The 26,190-nt window shown below is 37.8% G+C and carries 20 protein-coding genes; 10 read left to right on the forward strand and 10 right to left on the reverse strand.

The window, feature by feature from the left end; genetic code table 11:
- The 3 genes from LEP1GSC199_RS01960 to LEP1GSC199_RS01970 all read left to right on the forward strand — a co-directional run.
- Window positions 1-273, forward strand: a 273-nt coding sequence (locus LEP1GSC199_RS01960; RefSeq protein WP_039925783.1) for an IS30 family transposase, incomplete at its 5' end; no start/stop codon positions are given.
- 187 nt (window positions 274-460) lie between these two features.
- Window positions 461-1,225, forward strand: coding sequence for a response regulator transcription factor (locus LEP1GSC199_RS01965; RefSeq protein ID WP_002976718.1), 765 nt, complete (start codon window positions 461-463; stop codon window positions 1,223-1,225).
- Window positions 1,226-1,421: 196 nt separating this feature from the next.
- Window positions 1,422-2,405, forward strand: a complete 984-nt coding sequence (locus LEP1GSC199_RS01970; protein ID WP_232420576.1) for a hypothetical protein — start codon at window positions 1,422-1,424, stop codon at window positions 2,403-2,405.
- Window positions 2,406-2,416: 11 nt separating this feature from the next.
- On the opposite strand, the gene LEP1GSC199_RS01975 is transcribed toward LEP1GSC199_RS01970, so the two are convergent.
- Both LEP1GSC199_RS01975 and LEP1GSC199_RS01980 read right to left on the reverse strand, forming a co-directional pair.
- Window positions 2,417-3,859, reverse strand: coding sequence for a RecQ family ATP-dependent DNA helicase (locus LEP1GSC199_RS01975; protein WP_039925795.1), 1,443 nt, complete (start codon window positions 3,857-3,859; stop codon window positions 2,417-2,419).
- 69 nt (window positions 3,860-3,928) lie between these two features.
- The gene (locus LEP1GSC199_RS01980) at window positions 3,929-5,803 is read right to left on the reverse strand and encodes an AMP-binding protein (protein WP_002976638.1); all 1,875 of its coding nucleotides are present in this window, start codon (window positions 5,801-5,803) and stop codon (window positions 3,929-3,931) included.
- Window positions 5,804-6,084: 281 nt separating this feature from the next.
- Between LEP1GSC199_RS01980 and LEP1GSC199_RS01985 the strand changes: the two genes are divergently transcribed.
- The 3 genes from LEP1GSC199_RS01985 to LEP1GSC199_RS01995 all read left to right on the forward strand — a co-directional run bounded on the left by LEP1GSC199_RS01985 (window position 6,085) and on the right by LEP1GSC199_RS01995 (window position 10,685).
- Window positions 6,085-6,660: a WG repeat-containing protein gene (locus tag LEP1GSC199_RS01985; protein WP_002976675.1), complete on the forward strand. Its 576-nt coding sequence runs from the start codon at window positions 6,085-6,087 to the stop codon at window positions 6,658-6,660.
- A gap of 228 nt (window positions 6,661-6,888) precedes the next feature.
- Window positions 6,889-8,904, forward strand: a complete 2,016-nt coding sequence (locus tag LEP1GSC199_RS01990) for a sensor histidine kinase (RefSeq protein ID WP_002976680.1) — start codon at window positions 6,889-6,891, stop codon at window positions 8,902-8,904.
- A gap of 215 nt (window positions 8,905-9,119) precedes the next feature.
- Window positions 9,120-10,685 (forward strand): 7TM diverse intracellular signaling domain-containing protein, encoded by a 1,566-nt coding sequence (locus tag LEP1GSC199_RS01995; RefSeq protein ID WP_002976614.1) that lies wholly within the window; start codon window positions 9,120-9,122, stop codon window positions 10,683-10,685.
- A 6-nt stretch (window positions 10,686-10,691) separates the two neighbouring features.
- On the opposite strand, the gene LEP1GSC199_RS02000 is transcribed toward LEP1GSC199_RS01995, so the two are convergent.
- Window positions 10,692-11,789: a LamG-like jellyroll fold domain-containing protein gene (locus tag LEP1GSC199_RS02000; protein ID WP_002976608.1), complete on the reverse strand. Its 1,098-nt coding sequence runs from the start codon at window positions 11,787-11,789 to the stop codon at window positions 10,692-10,694.
- Between the two features lie 150 nt (window positions 11,790-11,939).
- The gene (locus tag LEP1GSC199_RS21400; RefSeq protein WP_232420559.1) at window positions 11,940-12,662 is read right to left on the reverse strand and encodes a LamG domain-containing protein; all 723 of its coding nucleotides are present in this window, start codon (window positions 12,660-12,662) and stop codon (window positions 11,940-11,942) included.
- A gap of 370 nt (window positions 12,663-13,032) precedes the next feature.
- On the opposite strand from LEP1GSC199_RS21400, the gene LEP1GSC199_RS20460 reads away from it, so the two are divergent.
- Both LEP1GSC199_RS20460 and LEP1GSC199_RS02020 read left to right on the forward strand, forming a co-directional pair.
- Window positions 13,033-13,977, forward strand: coding sequence for a DUF1554 domain-containing protein (locus tag LEP1GSC199_RS20460; protein WP_002976655.1), 945 nt, complete (start codon window positions 13,033-13,035; stop codon window positions 13,975-13,977).
- 133 nt (window positions 13,978-14,110) lie between these two features.
- Window positions 14,111-17,818: a LamG-like jellyroll fold domain-containing protein gene (locus tag LEP1GSC199_RS02020; RefSeq protein WP_002976640.1), complete on the forward strand. Its 3,708-nt coding sequence runs from the start codon at window positions 14,111-14,113 to the stop codon at window positions 17,816-17,818.
- Between the two features lie 57 nt (window positions 17,819-17,875).
- On the opposite strand, the gene LEP1GSC199_RS02025 is transcribed toward LEP1GSC199_RS02020, so the two are convergent.
- Entirely contained in the window at window positions 17,876-18,589 is a 714-nt protein-coding gene (locus tag LEP1GSC199_RS02025) for a DUF4386 domain-containing protein (protein WP_002976648.1), read from the reverse strand.
- A gap of 10 nt (window positions 18,590-18,599) precedes the next feature.
- Window positions 18,600-19,076, reverse strand: coding sequence for a hypothetical protein (locus LEP1GSC199_RS02030; protein WP_002976629.1), 477 nt, complete (start codon window positions 19,074-19,076; stop codon window positions 18,600-18,602).
- A 129-nt stretch (window positions 19,077-19,205) separates the two neighbouring features.
- On the opposite strand from LEP1GSC199_RS02030, the gene LEP1GSC199_RS02035 reads away from it, so the two are divergent.
- A complete protein-coding gene (locus LEP1GSC199_RS02035) occupies window positions 19,206-20,321 on the forward strand; it encodes a helix-turn-helix domain-containing protein (RefSeq protein ID WP_002976711.1) in 1,116 nt (371 codons plus the stop codon).
- A gap of 28 nt (window positions 20,322-20,349) precedes the next feature.
- Here LEP1GSC199_RS02035 and LEP1GSC199_RS02040 read toward each other — a convergent pair whose 3' ends face one another.
- Window positions 20,350-21,501, reverse strand: a complete 1,152-nt coding sequence (locus LEP1GSC199_RS02040; protein WP_232420562.1) for an MFS transporter — start codon at window positions 21,499-21,501, stop codon at window positions 20,350-20,352.
- Between the two features lie 8 nt (window positions 21,502-21,509).
- The gene (locus LEP1GSC199_RS02045) at window positions 21,510-22,022 is read right to left on the reverse strand and encodes a DUF2938 domain-containing protein (protein ID WP_002976653.1); all 513 of its coding nucleotides are present in this window, start codon (window positions 22,020-22,022) and stop codon (window positions 21,510-21,512) included.
- A gap of 124 nt (window positions 22,023-22,146) precedes the next feature.
- Here LEP1GSC199_RS02045 and LEP1GSC199_RS02050 point away from each other — a divergent pair, with 124 nt between their 5' ends.
- Window positions 22,147-22,773, forward strand: a complete 627-nt coding sequence (locus LEP1GSC199_RS02050) for an ArsR/SmtB family transcription factor (RefSeq protein ID WP_232420565.1) — start codon at window positions 22,147-22,149, stop codon at window positions 22,771-22,773.
- 10 nt (window positions 22,774-22,783) lie between these two features.
- Here the strand turns inward: LEP1GSC199_RS02050 and LEP1GSC199_RS02055 are convergent, their stop codons facing one another.
- On the reverse strand, window positions 22,784-25,762 hold the full coding sequence (locus LEP1GSC199_RS02055) for a PP2C family protein-serine/threonine phosphatase (protein ID WP_002976657.1): 2,979 nt from the start codon (window positions 25,760-25,762) through the stop codon (window positions 22,784-22,786).
- Window positions 25,759-26,187, reverse strand: coding sequence for an ATP-binding protein (locus LEP1GSC199_RS02060; protein WP_002976697.1), 429 nt, complete (start codon window positions 26,185-26,187; stop codon window positions 25,759-25,761). Before LEP1GSC199_RS02060 ends, LEP1GSC199_RS02055 begins: the two co-directional genes overlap by 4 nt.
- Window positions 26,188-26,190: the final 3 nt, after the last annotated feature.

Consider the following 26,190-nt stretch of genomic DNA (forward strand, 5'->3'; position numbering starts at 1 on the left):
ACTTATGATCAAGGTAAAGAAATGAGTAACCATAAGCTATTTACAAAAGATACTCAAATGAAAGTATATTTTTGTCATCCGGGAAGTCCTTGGGAAAGGGGGACTTGTGAAAATACGAATATGCTAATAAGAGATTTCTTTCCTAAAAAAACTGACTTTAATGATATATCAAGAAAAGAACTGAAAAGAGTCCAAAAGCTTTTAAATGAGCGTCCAAGAAAAACGCTTGGCTGGAAAACTCCCGCGGAAAAAATAAAGGAAGTGTTGCGTTAAACTTTAGAATCTATCGTTTATAACCACCACAAAGAAAAGGAATCGAACCCACCAAAGAGTGGATCAGGAACTGGCCTTGAGTATGTAAAGCTCCGTTTGGAGGAGTCGTATTCAGGGAAGTGGTCATTAACTCATGGAAAATCAAAAAAAGGATACAGAGTTTTGATTCTGATTCAAAAAAATTAAAATGAAAATATTGATTTTAGAAGACGAACCTGTACACGCCAAATACTTAACGAAGTTATTAAATACCATTTCAGGTGTTTCCATAGATGAAATTAAACATGTTTCATCTATGGATGAAGCAAACATACACTTAAAACAATCATCAATAGATGTTTTCTTCTTAGATCTAAATATTTTTGGATCTGACGGATTCGAGATTTTAGACCAATTTCCAACAACAACGGTAAACACTATTGTTGTTTCAGCCAATACAGACAATGCCATTCGTGCCTTTGAATACGGCGTCATCGACTTTCTCGCAAAACCTGTGTCAGAAGATAGATTGAGGTTGGCTTTGGAAAGGCGCTCCCTTTTCGCAAGCACCTACCAGAAAGGAAGCGAAAACCAAAACAACACAAAATCACGTTTATTACAAGTGGACCTAGATCGGCTACAAAATCGTCTATCCCATCTTATGGAAGTAGAGAAAATTTATCTTAACGAAGATCTTTCCCTCGAAGTTCTTGCCGAAGAACTAGAGTTACACCCAAGACAACTTTCCGAATTTTTGAATGGAAAAAAACAAACTAACTTTAATTCTTTTTTACATAGTTACCGGATCAAAGAAGCAAAAGACCTTTTGATCAAATACCCAGAAAAGAATGTAAGCGACATAGGTTTTGAAGTAGGTTATAAATCACTTTCCAGTTTTTATGATGCCTTTAAAAAAGAACTAAAAATCACAACTTCCGAATTCAGACAAAAAGCATCCATACTTAGTCAATAAAACACGTTATTCCCGACTTATATTTGTAGCAAATTTCCTTTATTGGTTTGTCTAGCAAATCGATGACTATACCGTTCAGAAAAAAATATCCCCTTTTCGTCCTGATTCCCGTCCCAGGACGACACCAAATCCAAAACGAATTAGAATATTAAAGATTCACAATGGGATTCATCCATTTGGTTTAGGAGATTCTTTGGTGTTTAAAAAAATGATAGCAGGTTTTGGTTGGTTCAGCGTTCAAAAAAATAAATCCATGGAAGGTCATTTTCCTTTAATCTATTTCTTTTTTTTCCTTTCGTTATTATTTATCAATTGTATAAAAGACGATAAAAAACCAGACAGATCAAATACCTTAGGACTATTGGGCATTGCAGCCGGAACTCAAACATCCACAGGCTCCGATGATGATCAAGTGTTACCACCCATTCCGCCGATTGTGGGGCCACCTGCGGGGCCAGGCGGACCATTAAATCCTCCAATTTTAAATGATATCCAGGCCCAGGTTATTAATGCACCGAATGAAGATGACCCCTTTAAAAAATTGGGGAAAGTTTTTATTGATAATATTACTTTTCAGCTACCTGTTCATAGCCAAACAACGATTACATCATACGTTGGGAGACGTAACATGAAAATTGATAATGACGGTAATGTTTCCAATGCTCTACATTACTCAACTAAAACTCCATCTAATGCAATCAATGGCGTAATTCAATTTTCTTTTCTTATTAATTCTGATCTGAAACTAAAAATAATCCTTTTAGCAAGAAATGAGTTTGGCTCTTCATTTAAAGAAGTTACATTCTCTCACAATAGAAGCTGCAGTAATGCTAATTTGTTTCCAACTACAATTGGTGATTGTGAAGATCACTGCATTAAAGCACTTACTAATGAAGATGGAAAAATGGAATTCCAATCAAAATACAAACATGACAACTTGGATTTTCTTAATATGGATATCATAGGAATTGATCCGCTGGATGAGCATGATCTTACTTATTATCGATATTTTTTCTATAATGGCAATGCGCCATTGCCACTTGGATCAACATCGGTATCGACAAAAATTCGAGAGTTTGGTGAGAACTATACTTGTATGCTATTGAGTAGTGAAGTAATAGAAGAAAAAAACAATATACTGAACCATCGACATTTAGAGGGGTTAATAAGAATAGAATAAGAATAAAAAAATTATATATTGTGATTTGTTAAACACAAATCACAATTCCCACACCCATCAAATGCAGAATCAAAATATCCATGAATGAATTTTCTTCGACAATCAGTTACCTTTGTATACATCATTGTTTGGTACAATCTTTTTTGAGAGTCTTTCTTTTTTTCTAATAATTCAGATTCAGAAAAAAATGAATCTGACCAAGGGGATTCTATTTGTAATGTCCCCCTTTCGAGTTCTCCTGAGATCAGCCCCTTACTTGCCAATAAATTGAGTGCGGTTTGAATTCGATGATCCCCTTTGTTTTTATAAGTCATAAAGGATTGTAAAGTTCCGTAATCCAATCCAGACAATTCGTTTTCTTTTAACAAAAGAAATCCAAAAAGTTTTTTCAAATACAATCCATCTGGATTTTGCCATTCAATGAATTCCATTTGAACAGAGAGATCTTCTTGGCAATAATAAAGTTTACAAAACGATGGATCTCCATCCCTTCCCGCACGACCAATTTCTTGATAATAGGATTCGATACTTCCTGGGATTTGAGCATGATAAATATTGCGAATATTAGGTTTATCGATACCCATTCCAAATGCATTCGTTGCGAGAAGAATTCTATCCTCTGATTTAAGAAACATGGTTTGTACTTTATTTCTTTGTTCTGGAGATAGTTTGCCATGATAAACTAAATGTTTTCTCCGTTTTGTATCCATCCAATGACTGAACTTCTCCAAATCCTGAATCAAACTAAAATAGATAATGCTTGGTCCATTCGAATTTTCCAAATCTTCAAAAATTGCTTTGTATTTTGATTCTGTATCAAAACAATCCACAACAGATAACTTTAAGTTGGGCCGAAAAAGACCATCATCAAAGATTCGTAATTTTTCCTTTGGGATTCCCAATTGTGAAACGATATCTTCCTGCACTCGATTTGAGGCTGTGGCAGTCAGGGCAATTGTAGTTGGATACCCTAACACCTCTCGAAACCAAGATATTTTTGTGTAATCTGGCCGGAAGTCATGACCCCATTGGCTAATGCAATGAGCTTCATCAATGGCAAGAAGAGAAATTTTTTGTGTGCTCAATGCATCCAAAAATTCTTTTTTTTGAAACCTTTCTGGTGAAACATATACAATTTTATAATCACCCGATCTTAGTTTGGAATAACGCTCCAATCGTTCTGATTTTCCCAAACTAGAGTTGATAAACTCAGCAGAAACACCTTTTCTTTGTAATGCGGTAACTTGATCCTTCATCAGTGCGATGAGTGGAGAAATGACAATACAAACCCCTGGCATAGTGACGGCAGGAATCTGGTAACATAAAGATTTCCCCATACCCGTCGGCATAAGGACAAGAGCGTTCCCTCCAACTAAGATATGTTTTATTATTGTTTCCTGTTTCCCACGGAAATCGGAGATACCAAAAATATTTTTAATACTCTCAAAATCCAAAAAAACCACCGAAGTTGGGGCCAAATTCAACTAAACCGAGAGTTTGTTTCTTATTATCTATCAAAGTATTTATTTTGTAATTTTTAATCGAACAACGTCCATAACTTCCTCCAAAATAGAAGGATCGTCAATAGTTGATGGAATCGAATAAGTTTCCCCATCAATCATCTTTCTCATTGTTTTACGAAGGATTTTACCTGAGCGAGTTTTTGGTAGTCTTTTTACAAATACCACAATCTTTAAGGAAGCAATGGCTCCAATCTTTTCTCGGATTCGATGAGTCAAATCTGATTCGATAGATTTTTGGTCAACGGTGATTCCGTCCTTACAAACAACTATGGCTATCGGAACTTGTCCTTTTATTTCATCTGCAATACCAATCACTGCGGACTCAGCAATGGAAGGATTTTCAGCGACAATTTCTTCCATCTCTCCCGTCGAAAGTCTATGACCCGCAACATTGATTACGTCATCAATACGGCCCAAAATAAAAAGATAACCATCTTCATCAAAAAAACCACCATCACCAGTTAGATAATAACCAGGGTAGTGCGAAAGGTAGGAGGATTCAAAATTGGAATGGTCATTCCAAAGTGTTGGCAAACAACCAGGTGGTAAAGGAAGTTTAATTACAATATTCCCCTTTTCTCCTTGTTTTAACTCATGTCCTTCTTCATCAAGAATCCGAACATCAAATCCTTTTACTGGCTTTGTCGCCGAACCAGCTTTAGTTGGAATAGGATACGCACCCATCATGTTGGCAGCAATTGCCCAACCAGTTTCGGTTTGCCACCAATGATCCACCACAGGAACTTTTAGTAGTTCACAAGCCCAATCATAAGTAACGGGATCTGTTCTTTCCCCTGCTAAAAACAAATAACGAAGTGAAAATATATTATATTTCGATAATTCCTTGCCATCTGGATCTTCTTTTCGAATGGCACGAAAAGCTGTAGGTGCACAAAACAATGTTTTCACATTATATTCTTCAATGATTCGATAAAAAGCTCCCGCATCGGGTGTCCTTACCGGTTTTCCCTCGTATAACACTGTGGTGCAACCGTAAATTAAGGGAGCATATACAATATAGGAATGCCCCACAACCCAACCTACATCAGACGCAGCAAAAAAAACATCCCCAGGTTTCATATCATAAATAGCTTCCATTGAATAGTGCATCGCAACCGCATGACCACCGTTATCACGCACTACTCCCTTTGGTTTTCCTGTAGTTCCAGATGTATAAAGAATATACAAAGGGTCTGCGGCAGAGACAGGAACCGACTTCTTTTGACCTGCGGTTTCCATCAACTCATCCCAATCAAAATCCCTTCCCGTATGCATAATTACTTCTAAATTAGGTCTGGATTTAAGTATTACAAATTCTGGTTTATGAGAGGATAAATGCATCGCCTCATCTAACAATGGTTTATAAGGTATAATTTTAGATACTTCGACACCATAAGAGGATGTGATGACAATTTTTGGTCTACAGTCATCTAACCTAACAGCAAGTTCATGAGGAGCAAATCCACCAAAAACAACTGAATGTATCGCCCCAACCCTTGCACATGCTAACATAGAAATGAGTGCTTCAGGGATCATGGGCATATATATCACCACTGTGTCGCCCTTCTTCACCCCAAAAGAGTCCAAAACGAAAGCCATTTTTTCTACTGATTCTAAAAGTTTTCGGTAGGATAGTTTGGTTTTAGATTTTGTAACGGGAGAATCGTAAATGATGGCAATCTCTTCACCTTTGCCTGATTCTACATGATGGTCCAAAGCTAAATAAGAAGTATTTAATATTCCATCAGGAAACCAATGATTGAGTCCATCTTCACTAAGCCCATAAGCCTTCGTTGGCTTCTTTTGCCAAGGAATCCGATCAACTAGAGACATCCAAAATTTCATTAAGTCTTCGCGGTGAACCAATTGTTCCATTCTATCACATCCTAATTGTTTATAAGATGGAAATTCCTCAAAAATCCCAACTACAAAATTTAACAAACCAATCAAAAACTAACAAGAAGAACATCCAACACTGCGTCACAGAAAAGAACACTGAACATTGATTAGGATTCCAATTTTATGAATCCTAGTTAAAATAATAACTCTATACTTCCCAAGTTTTTTTTCCTCAGAAATTTAGAATCAATCCAAACTTTTCTTGTTTTTAGCTTGGCTTCTCTAATATACTTTCTAATTTTTGGGGACAAGGATCCATGAAACCAATTTTCACTTTTTTACTTTTTGTTATTCCCTTATTCGCAAAAACAAACCTACCCATTTCTTTTGAAGAAAATGGTCTCTATGGTTTTAAAAATAAATCAGGCAAAGTAATTATCAAAGCCCAATACCAACAAACAATGGATTTCACAAAGGAACAGGTAAGTTTTGTTGTTTCAGAAAACAAATGGATTTGTATTGATACAAAAAACAATATTTTACTGGAAACTTTTGTCTATGACAACGGACCCGATTATTATTCAGAAAACCTCGCTCGATTTGTTGAAAATAAAAAAATTGGATTTTTTGATTCCTATTGTAAAAAACAAATCCCTGCCAAATACGATTTTGGTTTTCCTTTCGAAAATGGTTATTCTATCGTATGTAATGGATGCGAATCTAAGTTAGATGGCGAACATACGAAGATTGTCGGTGGAAAGTTTGGTGTCATCAACCGGAAGGGAAAAATGGTATTACCGATAGAGTATGACTCTATCAATGCAATTGATGCCAAAAAGAAAGTGGCAAATGTAATGAAAGATCAAAAGAAAATAACAGTAAACTTACAATAAAAAAACATTACCAACAAAAATCATCACAAACCTTTGAGTGGATACTCCGAGCCGATCTACCTAGTATAGAATGACTGTAATGGAATTGGATTATAGGACTTTTACTGACGGTATTGCCAACCTGATCGCAAAGTTCCGTTGATAGATTCAAAATAAACCTGTGACAGTTTCTTTGGTGATTCCATCATGGCAGTGACGAAGGGAATGCGAATTTAGGTTTTGTTTGAAATGAATTGGAAACTATCTATATGGTTGGCTTGCCTTTGTAGTTGTGCACCTATTACTTCTTTTTCCGAAACTCCTGTTGCAGTCCATGGCCAGTTGGATGTAACTTCCTGGGGCTTTGAACAAAATCTCCCTCTTTCCGGAGAGTGGGCTTTCCAATGGAAAGAATTGATCCAACCAAAACCACCTCTTTTAGAAGAGAGGTCAAATGACAAAAATTTATCAAAGGTACCTCCATCCCCTAATGCTTTCCAAGTCATTGGAGAGAGGTGGAAAAATAAATACGAAGGAACTGGATATGCAACCTACCAGCTAAAAATTAGGTTTCCTATAACAGCCAAAGAAAACGTATTTGCCCTCCGTTTTTTCCAAACGGGAGGTGCCGCAATGTCCATCTATGTGGACGGCCATTTGCAATTGGAATTGGGTAAAGTAGGTAAAAACAAGGAAATGATGGTTCCCACCCGCAGCTCAGGGATTGTTGTCTTACCTCATCCCAATCAGGAAACGAACATTTTAGTTCATATTTCTAATTTCCATCATGACGATGGTGCGTTTTGGTATCCACCAACAATAGGTCTCTTTAACAACATCAACAAACAAATATTAAACGAAATCATAAAAGATTCCTTACTCACGGGTGCACTCCTGTTTATGGCCTTCTATCATTTTGTAGTTTTTTTATTTAGAAGAAACAGATCCATCATCCTCTATTTTGGATTGTATTGTTTGATGATTGCCCTTCATTCTATTTCATTAAATGGAGATTCCTTATACTATTTATTTCCAGAGGTTCCTTACCGTTTTGCGTTTATTCTTTCTCTAATTTTTTACTTAACAATGCCTTTTTATCTTTCCTTTTTATACCAACGATTTCCTGAAAATTTTTCCAAATGGATCACAAACTTCTTTATTTTCACATGTTCTGGTTTATTTCTTTTTGCTTTAGTAACACCTTCGGATTTAGGATCACAATCCACTTTTTTGGGGTTGTTTTTTAGCATTTTAGGTTTATTATATTCTATTGTTTGTGTTGCTCAAGCAGCCTTTCAAAAAAAAGAAATGGCCCAACCACTTCTTTTGATTCAAGTTTTTTTATTCCTCTGTGCTATCAATGATACTTTGTATTTATATGGGATCCTAAAGTATTTTTTAATTCTAGAGTATTCTTACTTATCTACTGTTTTATTCCAGTCTCTCCTCTTAGCTTCTTATTTTACAAAGTCTGTGATTAAAACAGAAGTATTAGGAAAAGAACTTACAAAACTAAATGAATCTTTAGAAAAAACGGTAATCCTTCGCACACAAGAATACAAAGAAGCAAAACAAATTGCAGAAGAAGCCAACGAATGGAAGGATAAATTTATCTCTCTTGTTGCTCATGATCTCAGGTCTCCACTTAGCACCGTTTACTCGGCGTTAACCATTGTAACGGACAAAGACTCAACAGAAGAGGAAAAAACGCATATATTCAAACAATTGTTCGTGATCTTAGAAAATGCAATGTCCACTGTGGAACATTTACTCAACCTAAACAGATTCAACAAAGGAAAAATCCATCTAAATTTATCTCAATTCCGATTATTGGAAGTATTACAACCATTAGCTGATTCTTTTTCTTTGGAACTACAAAAAAAGTCCTTACGGTTAGATTTATCCATTGCAGATACCGCGACTATTTATGCAGACAAAACCATCCTCATCGAAATCCTACGGAATGTGATTGCCAATGCAATAAAATTCAGTAACCCCAATGGTTGGATCCGAGTAGGATATTGTGACAATACAAACTCTACAGAGATTACGATAGAAGACAATGGGCAAGGAATTCCTTTTGAACGGCAAAAAGATTTGTTTTACAAACAAATGACTTCACCCGGGAGTTTTGGGGAAAAAGGATTTGGAATTGGACTGAAACTCTGCTTCGAACTCACCCGCCTCCACCAAGGAAATATTCGAGTTCAGTCGGAAGAAGGAAAGGGTAGTCTTTTTACTTTAGAGTTTCCAAAAGAAAACTAACTTTGCACAAAAATCCTTGAAGATGGAAAGTATAAATCAAAAAGGACTCTTCCCTATTTCAAACTGGTTGGCTAACACTTTCAATCCACAAGTGCACAAGACCTAAACAAGAAGATCTGTCGTTTTGACTTCTATTTCAAATTGTTTTTGTAAAAAGGCTTGTCAGATTCTAAAATTCGATGCGACTATTGCGTTCGATGAAAAAGATTTCGTGGATGCTGGTTTTGTTCCTTTTATTTTCAGGAACTTCCTGTACACCCGACGGATCAGGCAACAAGAACGTAACGAATCATTTCGATTATTTTTTAGACAAAAGTACAGAAATGTCTTTTGAACAAATTCAAAAATTACAAACCTGGAATACAATTTCCGAACACCAACTCTCTTTTAATTTTACAAATGATGTCATTTGGCTTCGAGGAAAAACATCCAAAGAGGAATTTTCGCAAAGTAGAATTCTTTCTTTGGAATGGAAAGCCCTTGATGAAGCCATATTATTTTATCCAGAGAATCCCAAAGAATACCAAACATATAAAACGGGAGACACAATCCCCAAATCAAAATGGACATTTCCAGAAGCACTCTACCCCAGCTTCCAAATTCCCAAGCAGAAAAGAGGCGAATATTTTTATATTCGAATCCAATCAAAGTCCATAATCTCTTTTCCCATTCATTCCTTAGATGAAAAATCGCTTAACAAACGTATGATTCTAGAAACCGCAGTCACTTGGCTGATTTTAGGAGTCTGCGCGGTCATGTTTGTATTTGCTTTATTTTATTTTTTTGCTTTTGGTTTAAGCGAATTTTTCTTTTATGCAGGTTATGTGGTCTGCACAGTTCTCTGGTACAATGGCCAATATGGGAATGCTTATGATGTACTTTGGCCAGAATCTCCCTGGTGGCAGAACAAAGCCATACTAACATTTTCCACTCTTGGAATTCCTTTTTCGTTCCAATTTGTGCGAATGTTTTTAAATACAAAAGTCAACAATCCGAGGATTGATAAAATTTTATTGATCATGGGAATTGTGGCCCTCTTTTGTGTTCCAGCGATTCTCATCTCTCCTACAACTAAAATTTTTTCCAGGATCGCCACTTATATTTATCTGATCTCCATTCCGCTCATTCTTGGAACAGCATTACGAAATTATTTCAAAGGAGAAAAACGAATTCTTTTTTTTCTGATCAGTTGGGGAACTTACTTTATTATTAGCTATAATACAATGTTTTATCTTTTGGGGATCCTACCTTATTCCACTCCTCTTCTCTATTCTGCTGTGTTTATTTTTCCCATCGATCTATTTTTCTTATTGTTTAATCTCTTACAAAAATATGAAACACTTGAGGGGGAACGAAATGAAATCCTTCATCGAATTGTCACCTTAAACAATGCACCAACTACTCGTTATGTGAAGTCAAAACTAAACTCAGTCAATACAGAAGAATCTCTTGCAAAATTAGAATCATGGATGCGGGCAACCAAACCTTATTTAGATGAAAAATTAGATTTAGAAATTGCTTCCCGGGCAGTAGGCCTGACTGTACAACAAACTTCAGAACTACTGAATTCCAAACTAGGGATTAGTTTTCGCAGTTATCTCAATTCCTTTCGGATCACAGAAGCTAAAAAATTTCTGATAGAAAAACCAGAGATGTCTATCCTTTCCATTGCCTATGCGACAGGATTTGGATCCAAAACTGCCTTCAATGTGGAATTTAAAAAAGCAACGGGGTTGAGTCCCGTTCAATATCGGAACTCTGGTGGGTCAAATAATCAATAACAACTGTTAAGGACCGAATACGGGCAGACCTTGGTAGATTTGATTTACAGCTGTGGCACTAATAGCCGAGCCAAAGACACGGAATCCATCAATTCCACCATGATACCAATACCCACCACCCCAACTTCCAAAAGTAATTTTTTGTAAAACAATAGCTGAAGACCCAGAACCCGCATTCGCAGGTGTACCTAGATAGGCGCCATTCGCAAAAAAAGAGGCATTTGTTCCATCGTAAACGATACAAATATGTGTCCAAACACCAGCAGCTGGTGCATAGGTCTGTTTGGAATTATAGCCAGCGAAAATAAAATATAAACCAGTAACTCCAGCTGTATTTTGCAGACCAAACCCGCAGGCATTACTAAAAAGCGTACCATAAGTAAATATCAATTCCTGCACGCCAGATCCGAGGAGGGCATCTGGCTTAAGCCAAATACAAATGGTTCTTGGCAATGTCCCACTTGGCAACATGCTATCTCCCCCAATTTGGGAACCGATATCTGTATTATTGAGATGGATTGCCCCATCCACATCTCCTTCATATCCAGTAATTTTGGAAAGAGTCGGGCCAGCCGTTAGCGTTAATGGCTGGATACCTGAATTCGTAAAAGATCCATTCGTAAATTTCAAATGGACTAAGGATCCTATTTCAACACCAATGCGAAGAGTTGTGGTGGTTTCTCCAGCACTCGTTGTCGCCGTGACCTTGTAATCAGTATAATTGGTTATTATCGCAGGAGAGCCACTGATTTCACAGGTTTCATTGTTTATCGTTAGTCCTATCGGGAGTGTTGGTGAAACATTACATGCTGTGATCTGGCTGCATAAATCTGATTTGATAGAAACCGGGAAATTTTGTCCTAAAAGGTAGGTGTTTTGCGGATAGGATAACGAAGTATTCCCTGTACAGGGAAAACAATCCTTACCTTTTACAAGACAGGCAAGTATTTGTGTTTCATTAAACTCTCGACTATAAAAATCCCCTGCATTATTAAAATCAGAAGGTTTACAATCTAAAATAATAAAAATAGAGAAGAGGATTGCGTAGGATAATTTACTAAACTGTCCAAGGATATGAAAACGTTCGCATATATGTTTTTTCATCTTGGCACAAGAGTATAGGGTATTTGTGCCTAGCAGTCGTTCGGATATATATTTCCGAACTGAAGAATTGAAAAAAATTTGGTTCGTTCGGAATCGTCAAAACAAACTGAAAACAAAATTCCCTACCACTCTTGGTTTGCTATTCGATGACTATTCTACGTAGGCAATTCCTGTTTGATAAATCTGACCGATTTGTTTCGCACTTAAGGCAATATCATAAATCCGCATGGCATCGGAATCTCCCCACCAGTAGTATGGCAAACCCCCACTACCAGTCCAAGTCCCAATCACAAACGCTCCAGAGATCGTATTGAGTGGCCCCGAACCTGAAAAAGTCGGACTGCCGATCAAGTTTCCATTTACATAGAGACTTGCCGTATTTCCACCGTTATACGAAGCACATAAATGCGTCCAGGTGTTCAGTGGTACTGTGTAATCGGCAAGGGCATCATAACCAAATCCTAAAAATGAAACTTTATTTCCAGTCGCCGTTGAAAGTGCTAACACCGAAGCATTCGCAGTTGTAGTAGAGCCATAACGAAAAACCAATTGATGAGAGCCATTGGCAGGAAGCTGCGAAGGTTTGATCCAAGCGCACATGGTTCTTGGATTTGCTCCCATTGGCAAACTGGCATCTTGACCTAAATTTGAAGAATAATACCGGTTATTCGTATCGAAATTTATGCCCCCGTTGGCATCTCCGTCTTTGCCTGTTGTTAGATTTGGCACCCATTCCTGGGAAGATAAGTTAAAAACCACCGGTCCCGAATTCACTAAGGAACCATTGGTAAAATCTAATTGCACTAATGGTTGGATTGGCGCCCCTACCACCCCGCGAGTACAAAACGGACCGATGAGTAAACAGTTTAGCATTTGCGTTTCATTAAATTCGCGACTGTTTACATCGTTTACGTTCTGCAAATCGGAAGGTTTACAGAAAAAAACAGAAAAAATGATCATTAGGATTAATAAGCACAGAATGCAATTTTTTTGTTTTTTCATCTTAACAAACAGTATAATCGACCAAGGCCAATTGGTCGTTCGAATATATATTTCTGAACTTATTTAATCAGGATGTTTGAGAGAATACGAATGGGGTTCAGAATGAATTTCTGCTGTAGTTACCATGTTTTTACAAATACCAAAGGCTTATTAATTAGAGCGAATTCGACCCTTAAATTTTCGAATCTCAGTTTCTGTCATTGACATACATAAGTTTAGTAAATAAATTTACTAAACAACAATGATCATAAAAATCTTAAAAGTAACAATTTTAGTTTTGATTCTTGGTCAATATTGCAAACCTACCGAAGTTTGCAATATAAATGACTCTGATTCACAATGCGGTTTGAACAATATTTTGGTGCAAACTGATTGTAGTCTCACATCTTCATCTCCATCCAAACCACAAAACTTTTCAGGACTCCCAAGTAATGGACAAATTGTACTCAACTGGAATCCCGTTCATTGCAGCAGTCATTATAATGTATATTGGTCAGTGACTCCGAATATCAATGTAATAACTGCGAATAAAATAATCACTCAAGGGACAAAACTTACTCACGCCGGTATTATCAATGGAATCACTTATTATTATGCTATTTCTGCAGAAAATTCCATAAACCACAAAGAAAGTCCTCTTTCAGAGGAGGTTTTTTTTACACCGGCAATAACAACTTTAAAAACTTATGTTACGGCCGTAACCTATTCCATACTGAGTATAGGAAGTATAGCCGGTGCTGATACCATTTGTAATAACGACTCAGGCAAACCAGCAGGTGGATCTAGTTACAAAGCCTTACTTGTAGATGAAACAGGTTGTATTGGCAGTACCCCTTGCAGAAGAGCTTCTATAACGGCAAATATTGGTGATGGACAAATTGACTGGGTATTAAAACCAAACACAAATTATGTAAGATCCGATGGAGTGACTCCTATTATGACTACTAATGTAAATGGTTTATTCATCTTTGGAACATTAACTAATGGTTGGACAAGTGCAACTTTAACTGGTATCAGTGGGATATCGGGAACATGGAATACGTTTGCCGGATTAACTTGCACAAACTATAGCGTAAATTCCGGCTCGGTTACCACAACCCAATACCAACAAACTGGTAGCGTATCACTTTCTGGTGCTTCTTTAGTATGTGCAAACCCATATTATTTACTTTGCATCGAACAGTAACAGAACGCTATAAAAAGTAAAATAGAAGCATTCAAACGATTGGTAATAATTTCGGATCGGGGGATTTACGAACCGATATTTCTTGCTTAAAAACGCAGACTCTTTAAAGTATGTTAGGTCACGGTTATCCAATATGAAGAGATTTACATTACCTTTGGTATTTCTGATCCTCCTCTCTTCTTGCAGATTCCCTTCCTTAGAACGTGACCCGCTGGAATTTCTCGCTTTCCTCCGTTTTTTCTCAAGTTCTCAATTTACAGGACATAGTGTAGGTGGAGCCGTATCTGGACTCAGTACAGGGGCTTCGGTCACCCTAACAAACAACCAAGATTCGGTCACTGTCACTAGTGATGGGAATTTCATCTTCCCCAAAAAACTAAGTTCAGGCCAAAGTTATAATGTCAGCCTAGTGACCAATGGTGCAGGCCTTACTTGTACGCTAACTAACGGCCAAGGTGTTGTCCAAAGTAGTAACGTAAACAACATAAACGTTACCTGTGGATGGGGCAACAATTTCTATGAAGTGGGAGTCAATGTCTCAGGCCTCATAGGTATGATCTCTGTCCAAAACAATGCAGAAACTCTCAACATTGCTACAAACGGCCTCACAAAATTTACTACGCTCATTTCCACTGGCTCCAACTATGCTGTGACAATCACCTCACAACCAGTGGGTACCGTTTGTTCGTTTGATGATCCAACGTTAACAATAGGAACCATGGCAACTGCCAATGTTACCTTGTTCCTAACTTGTGTTACAGGATACCTAGTGGGAGGAAACATTCACCCAACACCAAATTCGGATCTAGGGACAAATCTCATAGGAAGGCAAACTTTTTTAAAAACAAAGGCCGGATCTTTCCCAATCAATTCCGGAGGTGGCGGTGCTATGACTGGAGGAGCTGTGGTCAGTGCAACTCCTACCACTGCTCGGTTTAATGGTCCAGGTATGATTGTTGCCGATGGTAGTTTCATATATCTAGCGGATAGAGCGAACGCAGTCATTCGCAAAATCGACAAATCGAATGGAACAACAACCATCCTTGCGGGTGGAAATTCTGGTGGTGGGACCGTCTGTCCAGGTACCATTACGACTAATTGTAAAGACGGTATAGGAACTGCTGCGGAGTTTAACGGCATTACTGGTCTCACAACCAATGGAAACAATTTATTTGTTTTAGAGTCCACAGGTCGAAGAATTAGAAGGGTCAACCTAACAACATCCGTAGTATCCACGTTCGCCGGATCGGGAAATTTAGCTTCTGCGGACAATACTTCAGGAATCCTCGCTTCTTTTAATAATCCATCTTGGATTACCATGTTCAATGGCAACCTCTACGTGGTAGATCGTGACAATTGTACCATTCGTGTTGTTAACCCTACTACGACGGCAGTGAGTACCATTGCGGGTGGACCAACCTTATGCAGTTTCGCCAATGATGCCACAGGAACTAACGCTCGCTTTGTGTCTCCAATTGCAGCAGTTGGCCTCGGAGGATACCTTTATATTACGGATCTTGGTTTGGGTGGCGGACATAAAATTCGCAGACTGTCTCTCGGTGGGACCAATGCGGTAGATACAATTGCTGGTGACGGAGTACAAGCATCCACAGATGGGATTGGAATCGCAGCACAGTTTAATGACCCACATGGACTCACTACAGATGGAACCAATTTATTTATTTCTGAATGGTCTGGCCACCGCATTAGACATCTCAATCTTTCAACGGGCAGAGTCACAACCCTAGTAGGAAGTGTCTCTGGGTATGCAGACAATACCGGTGGGAATGGTCTTTTGAACTTTCCTGGTTATTTAATCTCCGATGGACTGAATATTTATATTGCCGATTCAGGAAACCACTCCCTTCGTTATTTAGAACCATCAGAATTATTGCGTTTTACGTTTGATGGAAATACAAATGACTCCATTGGGACAAACCATGGTATCATTGCGGGAGGACCAACTCCTACAATGGATGAAAATGGCCTAACCAATGGAGCCTATGAATTCGATGGAAGTGGGGATTTGATCCAATCCACGGCAAATATTGCACCTCAAATCTCCGATAACTTAACCATCTCAGCCTGGGTGTATCCAGCAGGAACAGATTCAGCTGCTACTCAATTTATATTCTATAATGGACAAGGTGGTTCCAATGGCTACGGACTCGCCTTTGAAAGTGTGGGGACTTCACGAAGATTGTATGTCTCCCTTGGGGCTGTTGGACCAAGCGGTTATACAACAATGCGGTTACCTCTAAACCAATGGTCGCATGTTGTCCTCCGACGATCGAATCCCAACTGGCAAATTTATATCAACGGCAAACCAGATTCGATTGTTTTTACTACGAATCCTATTTTGCCAGCTAACACGTTCAAAGTGGGTGATGCTGGTAACGGAAATTATTTCAAAGGAAAAATTTCTGATATTCGTTTTTTCAATGGAGCACTCGACAATGATTCCATCCAAAAACTTGCAATACAAATTCCATCAGGACTTATCTCTTACTTCCCGTTCAATGGTAACACAAAAGATTATGGCAACTTTCAAAATGATTTGATCATCACAGGCGCCACAACAACGACAACAGATCGCAATGGACACCCGAATGGGGCTTATTTATTTAATGGTGCTTCCTATATGCAAAAAGTAAATCCCAATGGTTTACCCACGGGAAGTAACCCAAGGACAATTTGTGCTTGGTTCAACACAACAAGTTCCCTTGATCAGTACATTGTAGGGTTCGGAACCATGGGTACCTCTTCGGGAAATGGACTTGTCAACACCTCCACTCTCACTGGGATGTATGGTGTAGCAGACGATGTTAGTTTATTTCATGAGGGTCTTATGAACCAATGGGTTCATCTCTGCGGGGTTTATAATTCAACAACTGTCTCTGTTTTTGAGAATGGGACCTTAAGAGTTTCCGGAAACAAAAGTTGGACTACTGCAACAGGTCCCACCTTGGAAGTGGGAAGACTCCTTGATGGAACAGGAAATTTTTCAGGGAAATTAGATGATATTCGAATTTATAATCGTGTACTTTCCAATTCTGAGATCCGAACTCTCTCCGGCCATTATCCTACGCAAGTCAGCAGTTGGAATCCATCAATTGCCGGTAGTCGATTGAAATTTTTTCTAATGCCCGAGGCAGCCTCCTTTGGACCGGGCGCCTGTAGCGGAGGAACCAATTGTATCGGTATTTGGGACGACAGGAGTGGGAATGGGTATCATGTCAGTCAAGTAAGTGCCGCTTCACAACCGAACTATAACCTAACAGGTATCAACGGATCTCCTGGCATCCGTTTTTTGGAAGGTCCTGCGACCTATTTATCGAGAGTTTGCACTCCTGACCTAAATTCGACTTCCAATACAATTTTTGCGGTGTTTAGCGAAGCAAATCTTGTAGGTAACGATGGAATTTTTCATAATGGAACGAAACTTCTTTATTTACCAGACAATGCAGGTAATATTCTAAGCCTTTTTGATATTCAGCTAAATGGACCAAGATTGGTTTCAACAGCAAATTACAATACTGCAAATATTCCCGTTTTGATGTCATTGGATTTTGATGGATCTTTGGGAAGTATCTATAAAGGAGGAGCTGTCGTTGGTTCCAATGCCGTCACTGGTGGAACATTCAGTTGTCTTGTGGGAGACTTAAGTATAGGTAGGCATTTTTGGGGTATTGGCACCTATCCGACCGATGGCGATTATTTTGACGGTTTTCTCGGAGATATTATTTATTTTGATCAAGTCCTATCCACTAGTGATCGAGAAACTGTAGAGTGTTATTTATCGAATAAATACAATCTGCCAGTGGGCCACTCCTGTCCTTGAGGGCCAGGAGAAAGACCACCTAATAAAGATTAACAACTCATATTTTTTCTTTTGTTGTTATGGTTTTTTCCTAATCATTTGGATTCCAAGGGAAACCATCCAAAATAACCAACACAAACTCCCCGCAAGACCGGCGAGAGGAACCTCACTCAACCCAGGAATCACGATCGCAAATAATTCCCATTGCGCTAAAAGGTAAACGAAAGAAGAAACGAATCCGAAAACAGAAATCCATTTCGGGAAAACACCATCTTTCCAAATGATGAAAGAAATGATCACCATCCAAAAAATGGTAAATAATTGGCCTAAATGTTCTCCAAGCAAAACTCCGAATAGGTGGTGAATCGTTTGGAAATTTACCAAAATCGCTTCTTTCATCACACTAGATGTATTCGGATCCGTATAAAGAAAAGCAAGCATAGGAACCACGAAAACCCATCTCAAAAGCCCCATAAGTTGGAAAAATAGGGATACGATTCCAAACGTAACTGCTGTAAGCGATGTTAGCGGGCTTTTTAGTTTAGTGATCTGATACAAACTAAGATAACTAAATACTAGAGGCAGGCCTGAGATTCCAAAAAACCACCAAGTCCATACGAGTGCTGCTCCTCCTTTTTGAAACTCCAATAAAATCTCACCCACCGGCTTTCGTAAAATATCCGGATATTGAAAATTCATAATCAACATTGTATAGGGAATTTGGATGAGAAATGGTATAAAGATAAAGATCATACCCGCATAACGATTCCATTCGATTGATTCATTTTTCATATTTTACCTCTTAAAAAAATTCCGAATAACTAATCCCAGGTGTTGGATTGAGTTCTGTACTTTCACCTTTGGCGCTAAGGGCAATGAGCCCAAAACGAAAACTAAAACCTCGCCAAATCATAAACCGATACCCTACTTCATACATAATGGTATCTTTATTTTTGTATTCTAAATTGATTCCTTTACCATACGATAAATATGTATAAAAGGATGACGGTTGTTCTGCAGAGGAAACCAACTGTGTTGGAAAAAACCAATAACCAACACCTACCTTATAAAACTTGGTTGTGATCCCTGGTTCAAAATTGGTAACATAATACCCTCCATGGATCGATACTCTTTCATAACGATACTCTCCACCAATAGAAGGTGCCCGAAAAAAATTAACTGAGAATTCCTCTTTCGAAAATGTAGAGTTCCCAAAGATCGGTTTTTGAATCAAAAAAATAAATATTAGAATCGAGGAAATTGTCACTTTGCTACTCATTGTTTTCTAATCATATAGGATAATACATATTAGTCTTTTGTCGTCTCACCCCATGGGATGGGACCCTTCTTTTCCAAAAAAATTCTATCTATCCATCAACACTCTCTTACTTTAAGTATTAGGCTTCAAATGATTGGATCTATCTTACTCGGTGCAGGTTTTATGCAGTCCGTTTTCCTTGGTTTGTATTTCTATCGCCAAGAAAATACGGGAAGGCAATTCAGTCGTGATTTAGGATATTTTTTCTTCTTTCTTTCCTTGATTATGGTATCTAACCTCGTTTACTTTTCAGGAAATCTTTTTGAATTTCCGCATCTAATCAAAACGGGTTATCTATTTGGATTTAGCATTGCTCCATTCTTTTCTTTTGCAGTAACAAGGTATTTTGGCATTCCAAAAGAAAAACAATTTTGGTTCGGATTGTTTTTGTTAGTACCAATTCTGTTTTTTGTATTTCATATTCCTTTTTTTCTCTCGAGTGGAGAAGATAAAATTCGCTCACTCACAAACATTCCCCAAAACGAAATTTTCAGTGAGTCAAACCAATTCCAAATGATGACACTGGCCTTTTCTCTAGTTGTCTTTTTTCGAACTTATTACCGATTTCGATTGGTCCTCGAAGAATTTTCAGAGGACTTTTATTGGGAAGGAAAACTTTTTTCCCGTTATGTTTTGATTCTGATTTTCTGGCTTTTTTTTTGTATTCTATTTTGTATTTTCTTCCCAGGCAGAACTTCCGAAAGTATTTCTAACCTAGGTTTTTCCATTTGGGTTCTTGGTTTTGCATGGCACAGAATCTATCTAGATCAAAAACAAAATGACACTAACCAAAGTTTTGAAAAAAATCAAATCATCACCAAATACCAAAAGTCTTATTTAGCTGAGGAAAGATTAAATGAGTTAGGGAAAAATTTAGAAAATTTATTGAATAACAAAGAATTGATTTTAGATGGAGACCTTAACCTTTCGAAGATTTCAGAAATTCTCGGACTCTCTCCTCATACAACTTCACAAGTTTGTAATCGATATTATGGGCAAGGTCTAATTGAAGTTATCCGAAACAAAAGAATCAAATTTGCAAAAAAAGCTCTTACTGAATCGAACCTTCCTGTCCTGCGGATTGGTTTTGACGTTGGTTTCAATTCCAAAAACGCTTTTATCAGAGCCTTCAAGGACTTAACCAATCTAACACCTTCCGACTATCGAAAAAAATTCTCCACAGAGCCAAAAGAAAGAAATCCTTAGTTTTCACTCTGCGGAAAAAAAATATGGCCTATGACTCAGAAATTTTCTTTCTCTCCTTTAAATTCAGAGCTATAAAAAAAGAGATTCCGCAAGTAATCATTCCAAAAGCATATACTGCCGCATAACCAAAATGATTGGCAACAAGTCCGGCAAGTGGACCCGTAACTCCTAAGGCTAAATCAAAAAAAGCAACATAGGCACCAAGGGCAACACCTCTAAATTGTGGCTCTATATTCTTAACTGCTTCCACACCAAAGGCAGGAAAAACAAGAGAGTATCCAAAACCAGTGAGAGCTGCTCCCACAAAGGCAACTGACGAGGAATCCGCCTGCCAGAGAAGATACTGTCCCAAAATTGCCACAGCCGAAAATAAAAGGGCAATCTTTCTTCCACCATATTTGTCTACCGATTGGGCAAAAAATACACGAGCAAGAACATAGGCAGTTCCAAAGATTGTAATGACCCAATGTGCGTTCTCCCAACCCTTCTCTTTGAATAGGAGTGTGCTAAATCCCGCAATGCCAGCAAAACAAACTGCGGCAAACAAAAGACCCGTTCCTTGTTTCCAAACACGAGGGATCACTTGATAAAAAGGTATCCGCATTGTTCCGGTCACGGGAGTGGATGGAACAAAGTATGAAATGATTCCTGCAATGAAAGGCAAAAGAATCGCAAAAAACATCCCACCTTGAAATCCAAAATCTTTTACCGCTAAATAACCAAGTGGCGCAGAAATAGCAATGGCTCCATACATTGCCATTCCACTCCAGGCCATCACTCGACCTGCGTTAGTTGGTCCAACCAATCCAACTCCCCAAGAAAGCGCACCAGTAATCAATAAGCTTTCAGAATATCCTAATATAATACGTCCTATTAATAAACTAACAAGACAAAGATTATGATTCAAAAAGACTACTCCTATTGTAACAAAACCTGAAAGTATTGCGAAAAAAGTCCCCCGTATCACAGCGACCTTTGGTCCTTTTAGATCAGAAATCGTCCCGGAATGGTGTCGGCTCATTAGCGTTACAAGAGATTGAATCCCAAGTATTACTCCAAGCCAAACATCACTTAAACCCAAAACCCCTTTAATAAGGCCCGGCAATGTCGCTATGGGTATACCCACAGAAAAAAATCCCAAAAGAACAATCACCGCTATGATTAAAATGTATTTCAACATAACTTCCTCTACTTCAAATCCCAAGGAAACAAGGCATTAGCAAGGATCGCTGATCCATAAAGCCCAAATCCATAAACTGTGTGAATGGCAAAGTTTCGTAATCGCACTTGGTTTGGTTTCGGGGCCTTGGAAGCGGCAATCCCTATCCCCATAGCAGGTTGCATCAAAAACCAAGGTGCAAGAATCGTCCCAACACCAACAAGGATTGCTGGTAACAGACTGGGATTTCTTAACCAACCTTCACCCCAAATGATGGGCAATAAAAACGAAAAGAAAATCCCGATGGCATAATGAACAACCCAACCTATCATAGTTTCTCCTGCGATGGTTTGGCTTTTAGCAATCCCATCATGGAAAAGTTTTCCCCGAAATGTATGCCCCACTAAACGCCCCAAAAGTCCAAGATCAAGGGAACTTACGCCCATCGTCTTTTGCAAAAGAAATCGCCAGACATCCATTGCCATAGTGGCTCCAATCCCGATTCCAAAGACCTTCCAACAACTTTCTAAAAGAAAATCCATATTTCCCCTCCAACAATCATTCTATCATTCAATTGTTTTATTGATTGATAGAATGTATACAGTTTTTTTAAGGAACCTTACAAAATCTCTTGCCATAAAAGGAAAAATGGTTTGAATTAGATAAATGATGAGCAGTTTAGAAACCATCCCACGTATGGGGGAAGTTGCCAATATGTTGGGTAACGAATCTCGGCTTATCTTACTGCAACTTTTGTCTGAGGGTGAAAAGTCGGTAGAAACTCTCTCGGAACAGTCAGGAATCCCTGTAGCCAACACATCGCAGCACCTCCAAGCTCTAAAGAAAACGAACATGGTGACCACACGCCGCGAAGGAAAACGAATCCTCTATCGATTGGAATCAGGTCCAATAAAAGAATTATTTTTGGCACTGGAAAAATTTGCCGTGTTTAGCACAGCACAACGTCAAGGTCTTTTTACTGGTGTTGCACCAATTAAAAAAAATCATCTTACCGTTCCCGAACTCCAAAAGAAATTGAAAAAAGGCACAACCATACTCGTTGATGTTCGCTCAAAAGAAGAATATAAAAAAGGGCATATCCCTGAAGCGGTAAACATCCCCTACAACGAACTCACAACTCACAAATTTCCAAAAAACAAAGAAGTGATTGTGTATTGCCGAGGACCTCTCTGTTTGTTGTCAGTCAACGCAGTTAATCTTTTGAAATCACGCGAAGTTAACGTATCCCGTTTTGATCCAGGATACAGTGGATGGTCCGAAGGCGAAAATTGATTATACTAATTTATTTTTTCCTAATTGCAATCATAGCAATATCATCATTGAGATTTGACATTCCAGGTTGTGATAAGTTCTGGGCAGTATGTGTTTCCAAATCCGAAACCATTTTTTTTAATAAAAGATTCGGATGTTCATTTCCATTCATTAACAATAATTTGGCGATCCTGGATTTACCAAAAAATTCACCACTGGGGCTCCTCGCCTCATCAAATCCATCTGTATATTGAAAAAAGAAATCACCAGAGTCCAACGTGATCACTCTTCTCTCAATCGTAGATTCAAAAAATTGGTTTTCATCCATCCCCAAAGGTAAACCACCGGCAGGTAATTCGTGAATTTTATTGGTAGAAGAATCATAGAACATTGGTTTCACGTGTCCTGCGGAAATATATTCTACTGATGATTTTTCTGGATCAAAAACCCCCAAAAAGAAAGTAACAAAAATATGATCTGGCGTATCCTCATACAAACTTCCGTTCACTTCCAGAAGAATCTTTTTGAGATTTCTTTCTCCTTTTCGGAGAATTGCCCGAATCTGTGTCCGAAATAATGCCATCACAATTGCCGGTCCAACACCATGATTGGATACATCTCCAATACAGAATGCAAGTTTACCTTCTTTCAATTCTATAAAATCATAATAGTCTCCACCCACACCTGTCATTGCTTTATAAAATGCAGCAAGCTCAATTTTATCTTCAAGACTAGTTGGTAGTGTACCAGGTAACAAACGTTTTTGTATCTCTTCGGCAGCAACAAGCTCACCTTTCATTTCTTCACGTTCTTTAAGTCCGTGCACCATATCATTTAAAGATTCACTTAAGATTCCAATTTCATCATAACCAGCGTTCGGGAATGTAATATTTAAATTCCCTCTTTCAATTTCTTCTGTCTTTTTGCTAATGATTTTGATTTTTCGGACAAAGAACCAGGCAAGAATATACGCAGATAAAATACCGAGAACCGCGATTATACTTGCATAACGTATTTGTTCTTCTCTATTTTTTTTGATTTGCCGATAACCTTCTGTACGATCAATGATTATGACGTTAAAACCGAGTAAGTCTTTTTCTAATAATTCATATACTAATCCTGAACCGTTTTCCATAGAAAGAAGAACGGGGGTCTCATCAAGAGACCACATCATTTCTTCTGATTCTGTTCTACTCCGAACAAGAATTCCTGAATCAGAAAATGAAAATTTTCCTTTCGGTTTAGGTAATACTGTCTCGGAATGACCAGACAAAATCCATTCTCGAAATTGTTTGTATTTGGCAATTTGAACTTCTCTTTCTTTATCGTCTTTATAATATCTGATCAACCCAGACGGTCCAGTTTGAAAAGGCACAAACGCAAAGTCTTCTAATGCTGCATTACGGATTTCTAATATCGCATCATTCAATTTTGCTTCTTTAAATATTGTCCAATCATCTTTACTAAGCAATACTCTCTGGATATGATCATTCGTTTCTTCAAGTAATGATTCAAGGTTTCTGATTTTCTCTTGTATCTCTTCTAGTGTAAAAACTGTTTCACTTTCTTTAGGAGGCGTTTTTAGCTTATTTCCCCAATCTGTAATTTCATTGGTTATTTGTTTTTTCTTTTCAACGAGTGTGGAATAATTTTCATTCCATTTTTTTGCCTGAATCTCAAAGGCTGATTTGTTTGGAATTAATTCTTGGAATTTCAGCTCACGTTTTTTTATTAACTCTTTATAGGATTCAGCAAGCGACCGATACGTTGGATCTGCACCTGGCATTACTTTTCCTAACTTACGTAATTCCGTGACTCTGGTCCTTAATTTCAAAATGAGCTCTCGGAGCTGTTCAGAAATTTTAAGATCCTCTTTAAAGTAATCTAAAAAACCACTCTCATTGTCTGACAGAATTTCTGTTATTAACTTTGCACGCTCCGCAGTTTTGGGATTTCGAAAAACAGGGCGAAATACTACTTCATACTGTCGGCCTCCCACTTCATAAGCGGTCGGAAGATATTTTTCTCTCACCAAATTCATTACATTCTTTTCTGCAAATATAGATTTTTTAGTTTCTAAATATTCGCTTAGTTTTAAAAGTTTTTTGCCAGTATTTGAAGATTCTGGAAATAACAAACCTGTATCCAAAGATTCTTTACCAGTCCGATCAAAAGATAAAATCCGTATTTTATCAGGCATCAAACCTATTGACGTAATGTGATCTTTATGGGATCCCCGAAAAAAATTCTGCAAAGCTTTTGTTAGTAAGGTTTCGTAATTTAAGGATTTCCGTTCATTCGCAGGTATTGTTTTTTCGTTATATTTTCGTTCGTTGATTAGATTTGATTTTTCTACAGAAAGTGTATTTTTTCTTTTCGGAACCAAACTTGAATCCAAAAGCTCGGATTCAATCGATTGCAGCTCTTCCTCAATTTCAATGATCCGAATTTTTGCACGTTCAACTGTAATTCTTGCTAATGCAGTTTTCTCGGCGAATCCTTTGATATATTTATATGTTGTGGATTCAATCGGCGCGCCATTTTCTTTTCTAAGTTCGGCTCTTACTTTACTTTCAAAATCATCGATTTCTTTTTCTGAAAGATACCTAGTAAAATAAGTATCTACAGATCGATAAACATTGTTCCTTTTCAAATTTAAGCCAAGAGATTTTCCGAAATCTTTCAAAGAACCAAGTAAACCAGTTTCCTTGCTAACAATAGTTCGCTTGTATTGCTTTAATTCTTTCTTTTTTTCTTTAACCCGTAATTTAAATTCTTCGATCATAACAAGACTACGTGTCAAATTTTCCAAATCCAGAACCACTGAATTGATATATTCTAAGGGAGTTTTTAGCTCAGATTCAAGTTTATCTTCTAGAGCTTTTTTTTGTTGGTTATAGTGCAAAGTAGAAGTAATCCCCAAAATTGAGACAATAAGGATTGCCGTAAAAAAACTTAGTTTTGTTCTGATTCCTGGAAGGATGGCTCTTAGTATTCTTTTTTTATTCAACGGTTAATCCTTGTATAACTCAATGTTAACTCATTCAACGATTCAGCTACCAATCGTTTGTATTCAACAGTCATAATCTTTTTCACTGACCGCAGACCAAATCCACCATCCGATCCAGATTCATATAAGTGCTTCCAAGTATCTGATTTTTTTTTGGTTGGATCAAAAGGGATTCCGCTATCGGTGATAATGAATTTCAAATCCTTTGATGTTTTAATCATCCTTACTTGAATCAAAGAATTAGTTTTATTTGGAAATCCATGTTCGATAATGTTAGTTACTATTTCATCGATACAAAATATTACTTTCCCTACTGCATCCAAGGGGAAATCATCGATTAAGAAAGTTTTTACTTCTTGTCTGACTAAAGACAAACTATCTAGATTATTTGGAATTTTAACAACCTTTTCTGTGTTTGGTTCCAAAAT

The sequence above is a fragment of the Leptospira vanthielii serovar Holland str. Waz Holland = ATCC 700522 genome, assembly GCF_000332455.1.
Lineage (GTDB): Bacteria > Spirochaetota > Leptospiria > Leptospirales > Leptospiraceae > Leptospira_A > Leptospira_A vanthielii.

Excerpts from the sequence above, each read along its gene's own strand:
- LEP1GSC199_RS02030 (WP_002976629.1), bottom strand. The coding sequence starts at position 19,076 with ATGAGTAGCAAAGTGACAATTTCCTCGATTCTAATATTTATTTTTTTG.
- LEP1GSC199_RS01995 (WP_002976614.1), top strand. The coding sequence starts at position 9,120 with ATGCTGGTTTTGTTCCTTTTATTTTCAGGAACTTCCTGTACACCCGAC.
- LEP1GSC199_RS02040 (WP_232420562.1), bottom strand. The coding sequence starts at position 21,501 with ATGTTGAAATACATTTTAATCATAGCGGTGATTGTTCTTTTGGGATTT.
- LEP1GSC199_RS02045 (WP_002976653.1), bottom strand. The coding sequence starts at position 22,022 with ATGGATTTTCTTTTAGAAAGTTGTTGGAAGGTCTTTGGAATCGGGATT.
- LEP1GSC199_RS21400 (WP_232420559.1), bottom strand. The coding sequence starts at position 12,662 with ATGCTAAACTGTTTACTCATCGGTCCGTTTTGTACTCGCGGGGTGGTA.
- LEP1GSC199_RS01980 (WP_002976638.1), bottom strand. The coding sequence starts at position 5,803 with ATGGAACAATTGGTTCACCGCGAAGACTTAATGAAATTTTGGATGTCT.
- LEP1GSC199_RS02035 (WP_002976711.1), top strand. The coding sequence starts at position 19,206 with ATGATTGGATCTATCTTACTCGGTGCAGGTTTTATGCAGTCCGTTTTC.
- LEP1GSC199_RS01965 (WP_002976718.1), top strand. The coding sequence starts at position 461 with ATGAAAATATTGATTTTAGAAGACGAACCTGTACACGCCAAATACTTA.
- LEP1GSC199_RS01985 (WP_002976675.1), top strand. The coding sequence starts at position 6,085 with ATGAAACCAATTTTCACTTTTTTACTTTTTGTTATTCCCTTATTCGCA.
- LEP1GSC199_RS02025 (WP_002976648.1), bottom strand. The coding sequence starts at position 18,589 with ATGAAAAATGAATCAATCGAATGGAATCGTTATGCGGGTATGATCTTT.
- LEP1GSC199_RS02050 (WP_232420565.1), top strand. The coding sequence starts at position 22,147 with ATGATGAGCAGTTTAGAAACCATCCCACGTATGGGGGAAGTTGCCAAT.
- LEP1GSC199_RS02020 (WP_002976640.1), top strand. The coding sequence starts at position 14,111 with ATGAAGAGATTTACATTACCTTTGGTATTTCTGATCCTCCTCTCTTCT.
- LEP1GSC199_RS01990 (WP_002976680.1), top strand. The coding sequence starts at position 6,889 with ATGAATTGGAAACTATCTATATGGTTGGCTTGCCTTTGTAGTTGTGCA.
- LEP1GSC199_RS02000 (WP_002976608.1), bottom strand. The coding sequence starts at position 11,789 with ATGAAAAAACATATATGCGAACGTTTTCATATCCTTGGACAGTTTAGT.
- LEP1GSC199_RS20460 (WP_002976655.1), top strand. The coding sequence starts at position 13,033 with ATGATCATAAAAATCTTAAAAGTAACAATTTTAGTTTTGATTCTTGGT.